Annotated in this window: 13 protein-coding genes and 1 riboswitch; of the genes, 7 read left to right on the forward strand and 6 right to left on the reverse strand. The window is 58.8% G+C overall.

The features are described 5' to 3' along the window. Positions 1–13 precede the first annotated feature (13 nt). Both QMZ29_RS01785 and argH read left to right on the forward strand, forming a co-directional pair. Positions 14–1234, forward strand: a complete 1221-nt coding sequence (locus QMZ29_RS01785; RefSeq protein WP_004931061.1) for an argininosuccinate synthase — start codon at positions 14–16, stop codon at positions 1232–1234. 69 nt (positions 1235–1303) lie between these two features. Further along, positions 1304–2677 (forward strand): argininosuccinate lyase, encoded by a 1374-nt coding sequence (gene argH, locus QMZ29_RS01790; protein ID WP_261427562.1) that lies wholly within the window; start codon positions 1304–1306, stop codon positions 2675–2677. A 36-nt stretch (positions 2678–2713) separates the two neighbouring features. Here argH and QMZ29_RS01795 read toward each other — a convergent pair whose 3' ends face one another. The 4 genes from QMZ29_RS01795 to QMZ29_RS01810 all read right to left on the reverse strand — a co-directional run bounded on the left by QMZ29_RS01795 (position 2714) and on the right by QMZ29_RS01810 (position 5703). Then, positions 2714–3040 carry a type II toxin-antitoxin system HicB family antitoxin gene (locus QMZ29_RS01795; protein WP_019452249.1) on the reverse strand — a complete coding sequence of 109 codons (327 nt, stop codon included), beginning with the start codon at positions 3038–3040 and terminating at the stop codon, positions 2714–2716. Beyond that, positions 3027–3287 carry a hypothetical protein gene (locus tag QMZ29_RS01800; RefSeq protein ID WP_025304653.1) on the reverse strand — a complete coding sequence of 87 codons (261 nt, stop codon included), beginning with the start codon at positions 3285–3287 and terminating at the stop codon, positions 3027–3029. The genes QMZ29_RS01795 and QMZ29_RS01800 overlap by 14 nt, the downstream gene beginning before the upstream one ends. Before the next feature lie 163 nt (positions 3288–3450). Next, positions 3451–4899: a dihydrolipoyl dehydrogenase gene (locus QMZ29_RS01805; protein WP_261427560.1), complete on the reverse strand. Its 1449-nt coding sequence runs from the start codon at positions 4897–4899 to the stop codon at positions 3451–3453. 72 nt (positions 4900–4971) lie between these two features. Further along, the gene (locus tag QMZ29_RS01810; RefSeq protein ID WP_015379403.1) at positions 4972–5703 is read right to left on the reverse strand and encodes a glutathione peroxidase; all 732 of its coding nucleotides are present in this window, start codon (positions 5701–5703) and stop codon (positions 4972–4974) included. A gap of 151 nt (positions 5704–5854) precedes the next feature. Between QMZ29_RS01810 and oxyR the strand changes: the two genes are divergently transcribed. Continuing rightward, positions 5855–6772, forward strand: a complete 918-nt coding sequence (oxyR, locus tag QMZ29_RS01815) for a DNA-binding transcriptional regulator OxyR (protein WP_025304651.1) — start codon at positions 5855–5857, stop codon at positions 6770–6772. On the opposite strand, the gene sthA is transcribed toward oxyR, so the two are convergent. Next, positions 6755–8152 (reverse strand): Si-specific NAD(P)(+) transhydrogenase, encoded by a 1398-nt coding sequence (gene sthA, locus QMZ29_RS01820; RefSeq protein ID WP_004931047.1) that lies wholly within the window; start codon positions 8150–8152, stop codon positions 6755–6757. The genes oxyR and sthA overlap by 18 nt on opposite strands. 218 nt (positions 8153–8370) lie before the next feature. Here sthA and fabR point away from each other — a divergent pair, with 218 nt between their 5' ends. Continuing rightward, entirely contained in the window at positions 8371–9003 is a 633-nt protein-coding gene (gene fabR / locus QMZ29_RS01825; protein WP_004931044.1) for an HTH-type transcriptional repressor FabR, read from the forward strand. Positions 9004–9018: 15 nt separating this feature from the next. Then, positions 9019–9390: a YijD family membrane protein gene (locus QMZ29_RS01830; RefSeq protein ID WP_025304650.1), complete on the forward strand. Its 372-nt coding sequence runs from the start codon at positions 9019–9021 to the stop codon at positions 9388–9390. A gap of 34 nt (positions 9391–9424) precedes the next feature. On the opposite strand, the gene trmA is transcribed toward QMZ29_RS01830, so the two are convergent. Next, a complete protein-coding gene (trmA, locus tag QMZ29_RS01835; RefSeq protein ID WP_043140961.1) occupies positions 9425–10528 on the reverse strand; it encodes a tRNA (uridine(54)-C5)-methyltransferase TrmA in 1104 nt (367 codons plus the stop codon). A 115-nt stretch (positions 10529–10643) separates the two neighbouring features. After that, positions 10644–10863, forward strand: a riboswitch (cobalamin riboswitch). Positions 10864–10932: 69 nt separating this feature from the next. On the opposite strand from trmA, the gene btuB reads away from it, so the two are divergent. Both btuB and murI read left to right on the forward strand, forming a co-directional pair. Then, entirely contained in the window at positions 10933–12804 is a 1872-nt protein-coding gene (gene btuB, locus QMZ29_RS01840) for a TonB-dependent vitamin B12 receptor BtuB (RefSeq protein ID WP_261427556.1), read from the forward strand. Continuing rightward, positions 12749–13612 (forward strand): glutamate racemase, encoded by an 864-nt coding sequence (gene murI / locus QMZ29_RS01845; RefSeq protein ID WP_025921004.1) that lies wholly within the window; start codon positions 12749–12751, stop codon positions 13610–13612. The genes btuB and murI overlap by 56 nt, the downstream gene beginning before the upstream one ends. Positions 13613–13736: the final 124 nt, after the last annotated feature.

A 13736-nucleotide genomic window follows, 5' to 3' on the forward strand; every position in this document is an offset into this window, starting at 1 on the left:
AAAGGAATAGATCATGCAAAACCAAGGCATCAAAAAAATCGTTCTGGCGTACTCCGGCGGCCTGGATACCTCGGCCATCATTCCATGGCTGAAAGAGAACTACGGCGGCTGTGAAGTGGTGGCGTTCGTGGCGGACATCGGCCAGGAGCGCAGCGATCTGGAAGGCGTGGAGCAAAAAGCCCTGCAGTCCGGTGCCTCTGAATGTCACGTGGTCGATCTGCGTGAAGAATTTATCCGCGATTACGTTTATCCGGTGCTGCAGACCGGCGCCCTGTACGAGGGCAGCTACCTGCTGGGTACCTCGATGGCGCGGCCGATCATCGCCAAGGCGCAGGTCGAGCTGGCGTTGAAAGTGGGCGCCGATGCGCTGTGCCACGGCGCGACCGGCAAAGGCAACGACCAGGTGCGTTTCGAGACCACCTACACCGCGCTGGCGCCGCAGCTGAAAGTGGTGGCGCCGTGGCGCGAGTGGAACCTGCGTTCCCGTGAAGCGCTGCTGGATTACCTGAAAGAGCGCAACATCCCGACCACCGCGTCGCTGGAAAAAATCTATAGCCGCGATGAGAACGCCTGGCACATCTCCACCGAAGGCGGCGTGCTGGAAAGCCCGTGGAATGCGCCGAACAAAGATTGTTGGGTATGGACCGTCGATCCGCAGGAAGCGCCGGATCAGCCTGAGCAGGTGACCGTCACCGTTGAGAAAGGCCGCGTCGTGGCGGTTAACGGGAAAGCGCTGTCGCCGTACCAGTGCCTGGAAACCCTGAACGCGCTGGGCGCCAAGCACGGCGTCGGCCGGATCGACATCGTGGAAAACCGTCTGGTGGGCATCAAATCCCGCGGCTGCTATGAGACCCCAGGGGGCACCATCATGGTGGCGGCGCTGCGCGCCATCGAGCAGCTGGTGCTGGATCGCGACAGCTTCAAATGGCGCGAGCAGCTGGGCCTGGAGATGTCCTATGTGGTGTACGACGGCCGTTGGTTCGCGCCGCTGCGCCGCTCGCTGCAGGCCTCTGCCGAAGCATTGGCTGAAGAGGTGAACGGCGAAGTCGTGCTGCAGCTGTACAAAGGTCAGGTGACGGCGACTCAGAAGAAATCCGCCAACAGCCTGTACTCCGAAGAGTTCGCCACCTTCGGCGAAGACGAAGTTTACGATCACAGCCACGCGGGCGGCTTTATCCGCCTGTTCTCTCTGTCTTCACGCATCCGCGCGTTGAACGAGAAAAAGAATAAATAACCGATTGGCGTGACTCTGCAAGGGCGCAGCATGCTGCGCCCTTTCGCATAAAAATTCAGGAGTAAAGGTATGGCACTTTGGGGCGGACGGTTCACTCAGGCGGCGGATCAGCGGTTCAAGCAACTCAATGATTCGCTGCGGTTCGATTATCGCCTGGCGGAGCAGGATATCGTGGGCTCGGTGGCCTGGTCGAAGGCGCTGGTGACCGTTAACGTGTTGACGGCAACGGAGCAACAGCTGCTGGAGCAGGCGCTGAATGCACTACTGACGGAAGTCCAGGCCGATCCTTTGGCGATAGTCCAAAGCGATGCCGAAGACATCCACAGCTGGGTGGAGCAGAAGCTGATCGAGAAGGTCGGCGATTTGGGCAAGAAGCTGCACACTGGCCGCAGCCGCAACGATCAGGTCGCGACCGATCTGAAGCTGTGGTGCAAACAGCAGATCGGCGATCTGCATCAGGCGATCGTCCAGCTGCAGCAGGCGCTGGTGGAGACCGCCGAAGCCAATCAGGATGCGGTGATGCCGGGGTATACCCACCTGCAACGCGCGCAGCCGGTGACTTTCGCGCACTGGTGCCTGGCCTATGTCGAGATGCTGGAGCGCGATGAGAGCCGACTGCAGGATACCCTGAAACGGCTGGACGTCAGCCCGCTGGGCAGCGGCGCGCTGGCCGGCACTGCGTATCCTATCGATCGCGAGCAACTGGCCGGCTGGCTGGGCTTCGCCTCGGCGACCCGCAACAGCCTGGACAGCGTATCCGATCGCGATCACGTGCTGGAGTTGCTGTCCAACGCCGCCATCAGCATGGTGCACCTGTCGCGCTTCGCCGAAGATCTGATCTTCTTCAACAGCGGCGAAGCGGCGTTTGTCGAGCTGTCTGACCGCGTGACCTCCGGCTCTTCGCTGATGCCGCAGAAGAAAAACCCGGACGCGCTGGAGCTGATCCGCGGCAAGTGCGGCCGCGTACAGGGCGCGCTGACCGGCATGATGATGACGCTGAAAGGCCTGCCGCTGGCGTACAACAAAGACATGCAGGAAGACAAAGAAGGGCTGTTCGACGCGCTCGACACCTGGATGGACTGCCTGCAGATGGCGGCGCTGGTGCTGGACGGCATTCAGGTGAAGCGCCCGCGCTGTCAGGAAGCGGCGGAGCAGGGCTATGCCAACGCCACCGAACTGGCGGATTACCTGGTCGCCAAGGGCGTGCCGTTCCGCGAAGCGCACCATATCGTCGGTGAGGCGGTGGTAGAGGCGATTCGCCAGGGCAAACCGCTGGAAGCGCTGCCGCTGGCGGATTTGCAGCAGTTTAGCGCGACGATTGGCGACGACGTCTATCCGATCCTGGCGTTGCAATCTTGCCTGGACAAACGTGCGGCCAAAGGCGGCGTCGCGCCGCAGCAGGTGGCCGCGGCAATCGCCGCAGCGAAACAGCGTTTAGCTTGAGGACGATAAGGGCGGCCTGGTGCCGCCCTTGCACCTCTACCCCGCCAGGCGTGCGCACAGATAACGGTTCAGGCTCACGCCTTCCTCCATCGCGCCGATCGCCAGCCGGCGATGCTGTTCCGGCGTCATGCGTAACACCAGTTTTCCGCTGAAGTTCTTTTCCGCCAGCGCCTGCGGCGGCGTTTCACCTTGCGCCAGCATGTCGGCGATCGTTTCGCTCACGACTTTTTCGATACCCTCCAGTGCGCCGGTACGCGTGGCGGCCAGCCAGGACAGCGAGGGGAATTCGGCGCACAGCCCGACATATTCACGATCTTCCGCTGACCAGGTGATGCGATAGGTATAGTGTTCATGCTTTTCCATGTTCTTCCTCCATTCTGGCCAGTGCGGCGATGACCTGCTTAACCTGATATGCCTTGGCCGCGCCGTTGTTGCCGCGTTGGATATTGATGCGCGGATCGCCTGGCCAGGGCATGCGATAAACGTGATGGCTGCTACCGTTTATGCGCGGCGGCCCAAACCATCGCACGCAGACTTTCGCTAACTCGGCGAATTTGATGCTGTTCTGCCGCTGTTGCAAATCAGCGATGTCATCCCTGATCTCGTTCATGCTGCCTCCATTTTAGTATCGTTATTGGTATCACTTCAATGCCAAAGCATAAAAAAATGAGCGCGGGCGGGCCGTGAGGCAAGCGGAGGGAGGAAATTGTGGAAAGTGCTGCGCAAAAAAACCGAGCCTGAAGGCCCGGTGGATATAAACGGAGAATAAGAGGTTACTCACCCGGACAGCGCTGGCAGCGCTCGATTTCGGCCGTGCCGAGTTTGAGCTTCGCCTGCAGGTCGCGCAGCGCAGTGCGCAAGCCTTCTTCGATCACCGGATGATAGAACGGCATGTCCAGCATCTGATCGACGGTCATCTGCTGTTGGTGCGCCCAGGCTAACAGGTGCGCAATGTGTTCGGCGTCGGGGCCGATCATTTCCGCGCCGAGGAAACGGCCGGTGCCTTGCTCGCCGTAGACGTGCAAAATGCCCTTATTGCGCAGCATCACCCGCGAGCGGCCCTGATTCTCAAACGAGACTTTGCCCACTTCAAAGCAGCCGCAGGCGCTGAACTTCTCGCTCAGCTCGCGGAAAGTTGAGCCGACCATGGCGATCTGCGGATCGGAGAACACCACCGAAATCGCGCTGCGGCGCAGACCTGGATTGATCTCCGGGAAGCTGCCGGCGTTGGCGCCGGCGATGCGCGCCTGATCGCTGGCCTCGTGCAACAGCGGCAGCTGGTTGCTGGCGTCGCCGGCGATAAAGATATGCGGCACGCTGGTTTGCATCGTCAGGCGGTCGGCCAGCGGCACGCCTCGAGCGTCGAGCTGCAGGTCGGTGTTTTCGAGACCCAGCCGATCGACGTTGGGGCGGCGGCCGGTGGCGGCCAGCACGTAGTCCACCAGGATCTCCTGCGACTGGCCTTGCAGATCCTGATAGCGGATAAATACGCGGTCGCCTTCGCGCTGCATCATCTCCACTTTCACGTCGGCGTCGAGGTAGAACTCTTCCCCCAGCGTTTTGGCGGCGTAATCGCGCACGGCGCTGTCGGTCAGCGGCCCGACGGCGCCGCCGATGCCGAAGACCTTGGTGTCGACGCCGAGGCGGTGCAGCGCTTGCCCCAGCTCCAGCCCAATGACGCCGGGGCCGAATACCGCCACGGACTGCGGCAAGTCATCCCAGTTGAACAGATCGTCGTTGACGATCAGGCGATCGCCCAGTTCGTTCCACAGCGCTGGCCAGCTGGGGCGAGAGCCGGTGGCGATCACGATGCGTTGCGCCACGATGCGCGTATGGTCATCGACCTGCAGCGTGTTGTCGTCGATAAAGCGGGCATAGCCCTGAATTTTGTCGGCGGCCGGGATCTCGTCCACGCCTTCCAGCACGAAGCCGACGAAACGATCGCGTTCGCGTTTGACGCGCGCCATCACCTCGCGTCCGTCGATGCGGGTTTTACCGGCTGGGTGCACGCCAAAGCCCGGCGCGCGTTCGATTTGATGCACCGCTTCGGCGGCGGCGATCAATAATTTGGATGGCATGCAGCCAACGCGCGCACAGGTGGTGCCGTAAGGCCCGCCTTCAATCATCACCACGCTGGGGGTAGACAGTTTGGCCGCGCGATAGGCGCCGAGCCCTGCGGTGCCGCCGCCGATGACCGCAACATCAACGTTCAACAGTTTCATATCCGCTCCTGAAAGGTAAAAAAAGGGCGGGCCGTAGCCCGCCAAAGTTCACGTTGGCTTTGTTATTACTTATTAAGCTGACAGGAAAGTTTCCAGATCGTCGCTGCCGCCAATGTGACGGCCGCCGATGAACACCTGCGGCACCGTGGCGCGGCCGCTGACGGCGCGCAGGCTAACGGTGGTGGCGTCTTTGCCCAGGACGATCTCTTCATACTGAATGCCGCGCTCTTGCAGCATCTGTTTGGCTTTGGCGCAGAATGGGCAACCCGGTTTGGTGAACAGGGAGACCGATTCCTGCACTTTGAATTCCGGCGCCAGGTATTTCAGCATGGTGTCGGCGTCGGACACTTCAAACGGGTCGCCCGGCTTGTTCGGCTCGACGAACATTTTCTCGACCACGCCGTTGCGCACCAGCATCGAGTAGCGCCATGAACGAGGGCCAAAGCCCAGGTCCGCTTTCTCGACCAGCATGTTCATGCCTTTGGTGAATTCACCGTTGCCGTCCGGCACGAAGGTGATGTTTTCCGCATGTTGGTCGGCTTTCCAGGCGTTCATCACGAAGGTGTCGTTCACGGAGACGCAAAGAATGCTGTCGACGCCGTGCTGCTTGAATACGCTGGACAGTTCGTTGTAGCGCGGCAGGTGGCTCGAAGAACAGGTCGGCGTGAACGCGCCCGGCAGCGAGAAAACAATGACGGTTTTGTTTTTGAATAGGTCATCAGTGGTCACATCAATCCATTGGTCGCCCTGACGGGTGTGGAAAGTAACCTGAGGAACTTTCTTGCCTTCTTGACTGGTAAACATTGATTAACCCCTTAATTAGGAAAAGTAATTTTTAGCATTTAGCGCGATATCGCTTCGTTGGGACACATTATTGTCGCTGGGGCTTGATAGATCTAATCGCTCATTGCTATCTTATCTATCGCCATGAGCTATCATGGAATGGAGGGAAACAATGAATATTCGTGATTTAGAGTATCTGGTCGCCTTGGCCGAGCACCGGCACTTCCGCCGCGCGGCCGATTCATGCCATGTAAGCCAACCCACGCTGAGCGGGCAGATCCGCAAGCTGGAAGACGAGTTGGGCGTCATGCTGCTCGAACGCACCAGCCGCAAGGTACTGTTCACCCAGGCGGGCCTGTTGCTGGTGGAGCAGGCGCGTACCGTGCTGCGCGAAGTGAAAGTGTTGAAGGAGATGGCCAGCCAGCAGGGCGAGGCCATGTCCGGGCCGCTGCACATCGGTCTGATCCCGACCGTGGGGCCTTATCTGCTGCCGCAGATCATCCCGACGCTGCACAAAACCTTCCCGAAACTGGAAATGTACCTGCACGAAGCGCAAACCCACCAACTGCTGGCGCAACTCGACAGCGGCAAGCTGGACTGCGCCATTCTGGCGTTGGTGAAGGAAACCGAGGCGTTTATCGAAGTGCCTCTGTTCGATGAACCGATGAAGCTGGCGGTGTATTCCGATCACCCGTGGGCGCAGCGCGAGCGCGTGGCGATGCCGGATTTGGCGGGAGAAAAGCTGCTGATGCTGGAAGATGGCCACTGCCTGCGCGATCAGGCGATGGGCTTCTGCTTCCAGGCGGGCGCGGACGAGGATACCCACTTCCGCGCCACCAGTCTGGAAACGCTGCGCAATATGGTCGCGGCCGGCAGCGGCATTACCCTGCTGCCGTCCCTGGCGGTGCCGCCGCAGCGCGAGCGCGATGGCGTCTGCTATCTGGATTGCTACAAGCCGGAGCCGAAGCGCACCATCGCGTTGGTGTATCGCCCCGGTTCCCCACTGCGCAGCCGTTATGAGCAGTTGGCCGAAGCGATCCGCGAGCACATGCAGGGCTACATCGACAACGCGTTAAAACAGGCGGTTTAAGCCGTTAAGCGCTGCCACCCGGTAGGCTTCGGCCATGGTCGGATAATTGAAGGTCGTATTAACGAAATACTCGATAGTATTGCCTTCACCTTTCTGTTCCATGATCGCCTGACCGATGTGGATGATCTCCGCCGCACGTTCGCCGAAGCAGTGGATCCCGAGGATCTGCAGGGTGTCGCGATGGAATAGGATCTTCAGGCTGCCGACGTTCATCCCGGCGATCTGCGCACGCGCCAGATGTTTGAACTGGGCGCGGCCCACTTCATACGGCACCTTCATCGCCGTCAGTTCCTGCTCGGTTTTGCCGACGGAGCTGATTTCCGGAATGGTGTAGATGCCGGTCGGGATATCTTCGATTAAGTGACCGCTGGCTTCACCGGAGGCGATCGCCTGCGCGGCGATGCGGCCCTGATCGTAGGCGGCGGAAGCCAGACTCGGATAGCCGATGACGTCACCGACCGCATAAATGTGCGACAGCGCGGTTTGATACATGCTGTTCACTTTCAGCAGCCCGCGGCTGTCCGACTCCAGGCCGACGTTCTCCAACCCTAACGAATCGGTGTTACCGGTACGGCCGTTGGCGTACAGCAGGCAGTCCGCTTTCACCTTCTTGCCGGACTTCAGGTGCACGATCACGCCGTCTTCGGTGCCTTCGATCTTCTCGAATTCTTCGTTGTGGCGGATCACCACGCCGTTGTTCCAGAAGTGGTAAGAGAGCGAATCCGACATCTCCTGATCGAGGAACGCCAGCAGACGATCGCGGGTGTTGATCAGATCGACCTTGACGTTCAGGCCGCGGAAGATGGACGCATACTCGCAGCCGATCACCCCGGCGCCGTAAATGATCACGTGGCGTGGCTCATGGCTCAGCTCGAGAATGGAATCGCTGTCGTAGATGCGCGGATGGTTGAAATCGACGCTGGCCGGATGGTAAGGACGCGAGCCGCAGGCGATCACGATGTGATCGGCGCGGATGGTGTCCTGGGTGCCGTCCATGTAGCTGACGCTGACGGTGTTGGCGTCGATGAAGCGCGCGTCGCCGGCGAACAGTTTGCACTGGTTCCGCTCATAGAACCCTTGGCGCATTCGGGTCTGCTGGCTGATGACGTTATCGGCGTGGCGTAAAATGTCAGGGAAGGTCGCGCTGAGCGTGCGCGAGTTGTTGTAAAGCGGGTTCTGGTTGAATTCGATAATGCGGCTGACGGCGTGGCGGAGGGCTTTGGAAGGGATGGTGCCCCAGTGGGTACATCCGCCGCCTACGTTATTGTACCGTTCGATAACGGCCACGCGGGCGCCTTGTTTCACCAGCCCCATGGCGGCACCTTCACCACCAGGGCCCGAGCCAATCACAATGGCATCAAATTGATAGTGCTGTTGCATGTAGGAGAGACCTGTTTTTTTATACAAGATTACAACGGTATCTTAACATCATAGCGCTGCTCACCCAATCACCATTAGGCTTTTTGAGTCAAAGCACAATCGGCTCAGGGCGGAAGTGTGATAGAGCGCGTTAGTATAAATGCTGTTGCAATAAAATTTGCTATATTGCCGAGTCTAGGGCGTTAGACTGAGAAAATGGAACCTATCCGGATATGCATATGGGCGTCAGAGCACAACAAAAAGAACGGACTCGTCGTTCCCTGATCGAAGCCGCTTTCAGCCAGCTGAGCGCCGAACGCAGCTTCGCCAGCCTGAGCCTGCGGGAAGTTTCACGCGAGGCGGGCATTGCGCCCACGTCGTTTTATCGCCATTTCCGCGATGTGGACGAGCTGGGGCTGACCATGGTGGACGAAAGCGGCCTGATGCTGCGTCAGTTGATGCGCCAGGCGCGCCAACGCATCGCCAAGGGCGGCAGCGTAATCCGCACCTCGGTGTCCACCTTTATGGAATTTATCGGCAACAACCCGAACGCCTTCCGCCTGCTGCTGCGTGAGCGCTCCGGCACGTCGGCGGCATTCCGTGCGGCAGTGGCGCGCGAGATCCAGCATTTCATCGCTGAACTGGCGGACTACCTCGAATTGGAAAACCACATGCCGCGCAGTTTTACCGAAGCGCAGGCGGAAGCGATGGTCACCATCGTGTTCAGCGCCGGCGCGGAAGCGCTGGATATCGACGTCGAGCAGCGGCAGCAGCTGGAAGAACGGCTGGTGCTGCAGCTACGGATGATCTCCAAAGGGGCGTATTACTGGTATCGTCGCGAACAAGAAAAAGCTTCTGTGTCCCACGTATAAAAAAGGTAAAAAATGATGGAAAAACCAGGCCGTGAAAATGGCACCTTACTGCTGGCGTTAATTGCCGGCCTTTCGATCAACGGTTCCTTTGCTGCGCTGTTCAGCTCGGTGGTGCCGTTTTCGATCTTCCCGCTGATCGCGTTGGTGCTGGCGGTGTACTGCCTGCATCAGCGTTACCTGAACCGCGCCATGCCGGACGGCATGCCGAAGCTGGCGGCGGCCTGTTTCCTGCTGGGGCTGCTGCTGTACAGCGCCATCGTGCGCGCCGAATATCCGCAGATCGGCTCCAACTTCCTGCCGTCGGTGATCTGCGTGGCGCTGGTGCTGTGGATCGGGATGAAACTGAAGGCGCGCAAGGCGCCGGATGCGCCGACTCAAGAATCGTAATGAAACGGGGCGCCATCATGGCGCCCCTGTCGTATCAGCGATGCTTTTCCAGCAACACACCGCATTCCATGTGATGGGTATACGGGAACTGATCGAACAGCGCCAGGCGGCTGACCCGGTGGGTGGCCTGCAGCGTTTCCAGGTTGGCGCACAGCGTTTCCGGGTTGCATGAAATATACAGAATGCGCGGGTAGGCCTGCACCATCTTCACCGTTTCCTCGTCCAGCCCGCTGCGCGGCGGATCGACGAAAATCGTCTCGCAGTTGTAACCACTCAGATCGATGCCTTTCAACCGGTTGAATTCGCGTACTCCGTTCATCGCCTGAGTGAAGTCTTCTGCCGCCATGCGGATGATTTGCACATTGTCGATATGGTTGGCGGCGATGTTGTACTGCGCCGCCGCCACCGACGGCTTGGCGATCTCGGTCGCCAGCACGCGCTCGAAATTGCGCGCCAGCGCCAGCGAGAAGTTGCCATTGCCACAGTACAGCTCCAGCAAATCGCCTTTGGAACCGGCGGTGACCGCCAACGCCCACTCCAGCATCTGCACGTTCATGGCCGCATTGGGCTGAGTGAAGCTGTTTTCCACCTGACGATAGATCATGTCGCGGCCGGCGACCGGCAGCACTTCGTCAACATAATCCTGGTCGAGCATGATCTTGGTCTTCGACGCCCGGCCGATCAGTTGCAGGTCGAAACCCTGAGCGCGCAGATCGTCACGCAACTGCTCGGCGCGCCGTTGCCAAACGTCATCCAGCTTGCGGTGGTACAGCAGCGAGGCGATGATTTTGCCGCTTTGCGTCGACAGATAATCGATCTGGAACAGCTTGTGACGCAGGATCGGTTCCGGTTTCAGCGCGGCGATCAGGGCGGTCATCAGGCGGTTGATCAGCTCGCTGGCCGCCGGGAACTGGTCGACGCGAATACGCTGCTTGGTCTGCTGATCGAACATGATGTGATACATGTCGTCCGCGTCGTGCCAGATGCGGAATTCGGCGCGCATGCGGTAGTGGTCGACTGGCGAGCGGAACACTTCCGGCTCGGGCGCCGCGAACGGTGACATCAACGTCTTCAGGCGGGCGACTTTCTCCGCCAGTTGGTCATCGTAACGTTCAATAGGCAAATTCTCGGGCGTCATGTGTGTCTTCTCGTCAGGCAAATTTGATCAGCGGGGATTGTAGGGAATCAGCCCGTGAAGTCCAGTTTTGTCGCGTTTATTATTTGTAACATTAGTAGCAGTCTAGACATCTATTTTCATTGATCGTAGCATTGCCGTCCGGCCTCAAGCAGCGAGTGAAAAGGGAATCCGGTGTGAATCCGGAGCTGACGCGCAGCGGTAAGGGGAAGTCACGGCGATAGCGTTTCGACGCAGACACTGTCCACTGCAGGATGGGAAGTCATCGCCCGTTGCTGGTCGCGCCCCGCGGCCCGCAAATCCCAAGCCCGAAGACCTGCCGGTGTTACGTCGCAATGTCCGTGGCCGTCGCGAACTACCGGCCATGATCCTGCGGCATCCGCCAATTAAGTTTGGATGCTTTTCTCATGACAATTACAAAAAATACGCTGCTGGCGGTGGTCTCCTCCGTCACGGCTTTTTCTGGATGGGCGCAAGACAACACCACAGCCAAGAATGGCGATAACCTGGTGGTGACCGCCAACCGTTTCCCGCAGCCGGTTTCTTCTGTGCTGGCACCGACTTCCATCGTCACCCGTAACGATATCGATCGCTGGCAGGCCAAGAGCCTGACCGACGTGATGCGCCGCTTGCCAGGCGTGGACGTTGGCCAAAACGGTGGATTGGGACAAAAGAGCTCGCTGTTTATTCGCGGCACCAACTCCAGCCATGTGCTGGTGCTAATTGACGGCATTCGCCTTAATCAGGCGGGCGTCAGCGGTTCTTCCGATCTCAGCCAAATCCCGATTTCGCTGGTGCAGAAAGTCGAATACATTCGCGGCCCGCGTTCGGCGGTATACGGTTCCGACGCCATCGGCGGCGTAGTCAACATCATTACCACCCGCGAAAAGAACGGCTCGACGCTCTCAGCCGGCGTCGGCTCTAACGGCTATCAATCCTATGACGCGTCGACTCAACAGCCGTTGGGCGACAGCACCGTGGCGACGGTGGCGGGTGACTACACCTACACCAAAGGGTATGACGTGGTGGCCTACGGCAGCACCGGCATGCAAAGCCAGCAGGATCGCGATGGCTTTATGAGTAAGTCGCTGTATGGCGCGCTTGAGCACCAGTTCAGCGAATCGGTCAGCGGTTTTGTGCGCGGGTATGGTTACGACAACCGCACGGCGTATGATAGTTATTATTCCTCACCGACCAGCCCTCTGCTGGATACGCGCAAACTGTATAGCCAAACCTGGGATACCGGATTGCGCTATAAAGAAGGCATTTACGCAACACAAGTGATTGGCAGCTACAGCCATAGCAAGGATTACGATTACGATCCTCGCCTCGGCATGCATGACAGCTCGGCCAGCCTGGTGGATTCCGAACAGTACAACCTGCAGTGGGGCAATACGCTGCAGGTTGGACAGGGTACCGTAAGCTCTGGCGTCGACTGGCAGCAACAGAAAATCAAACCGGATTCCACCACCGTGAAGGGTGAAAAAAGCCAACGTGATGCAGGCATCTACCTGACTGCGCAGCAACTGGTTGGCCCGGTAACGCTGGAAGGCGCGATTCGAGGTGACGATCATTCCGAGTTTGGCTGGCATGGCACCTGGCAAACCAGCGCGGCCTGGGAATTCGTCGAGGGATACCGTTTTATCGCATCGTATGGCACGGCGTTCAAAGCACCGAATATGAGCCAGCTATACGGCAACTTCGGTAACAACACCGATCTGAAACCGGAAGAAAGCAAGCAGTGGGAAGGTGGCTTTGAAGGGCTGACCGGCCCGGTGACCTGGCGCATCTCCGGTTATCGCAACGACATCGACAATTTGATCGATTCCACGGGGGAAACCAACTACGTCTATTACAACGTGGGTAAGGCGACCATCAAAGGGATTGAAGCTACGGCCTCGTTTGATACCGGCCCGTTGACGCATCAGATTGGTTATGACTATGTCGATCCTCGCAACGCCAAGACCAATGAAGTGCTGCTGCGGCGCGCCAAGCAGCAGGTGAAATATGAGCTGGACTGGCAGCTGTATGACTTTGACTGGGCGGTGACTTATCAATATCTGGGTCAACGTTATGACAAGGATTACAGTACCTATCCGGAACAAAGCGTTAAACTTGGCGGCGTGAGTCTGTGGGATCTCGCAGTTTCGTATCCGGTCACATCTCATCTGACAGTTCGTGGTAGAATTGCCAACCTGTTTGATAAAGATTATGAGACGGCCTATGGCTACGCTACTCCAGGAAGAGAATACTACCTCACTGGAAGCTATACCTTCTAACAGCACCGCCACACCTCGCCCGACGGTGCTGGTTTTCGATTCCGGCGTCGGCGGGCTGTCGGTGTATCAGGAGATTCGGCAGTTGCTGCCGGATCTCCACTATATATACGCTTTCGACAACGTGGCGTTCCCCTACGGCGAGAAGTCCGAAGAGTTTATCGTTGAGCGCGTGCTGGAAATTGTCGGCGCGGTACAGCAACGTCATCCTCTGGCGATTGTCGTCATTGCCTGCAACACCGCCAGCACCGTTTCCTTGCCGGCCTTGCGCGAGCGTTTCAGTTTCCCTGTCGTGGGCGTGGTGCCCGCCATCAAACCGGCGGCCCGTCTTACCGTTAATGGCATTGTCGGCCTGTTGGCGACCCGCGGTACCGTACAGCGCAGCTACACCCACGAACTGATTTCCCGTTTCGCCACCGACTGCAAGATTGAACTGCTGGGCTCTTCAGAGCTGGTGGAGCTGGCGGAGGCCAAGCTCCATGGCGAAGCCGTGCCGCTGCCGGTGCTGAAGAAGATCCTGCATCCGTGGCTGAGCATGCGCGAGCCGCCGGATACCGTCGTGCTGGGCTGCACCCATTTCCCTCTATTAGCTGAAGAGTTGATGCAGGTGTTGCCGGAAGGCACCCGGCTGGTGGATTCCGGCGCGGCGATTGCCCGCCGCACCGCCTGGCTCATCTCAACGCAGGAAAATCTGGTCTCGAGCCAGGAAGAGAATCTGGCGTATTGCATGGCGTTAAATGAAGATACTGACGCTTTATTGCCCGTTTTGCAGGGTTATGGCTTTAAATCGTTGAAAAAACTGCCGCTTTAACGGTGTTTTGGTTAAACATTCAACGGTCGGAAAAAATATTGAAAATAGGGGTTGCGGCCTGCCGAGAACTCCCTATAATGCGCCTCCACTGACCGGGAACAACGACTGACAAGCCGCCGGGTCA

Origin of the sequence: Serratia sp. PF-27, assembly GCF_030053255.1 — a bacterium.
GTDB lineage: Bacteria > Pseudomonadota > Gammaproteobacteria > Enterobacterales > Enterobacteriaceae > Serratia > Serratia bockelmannii.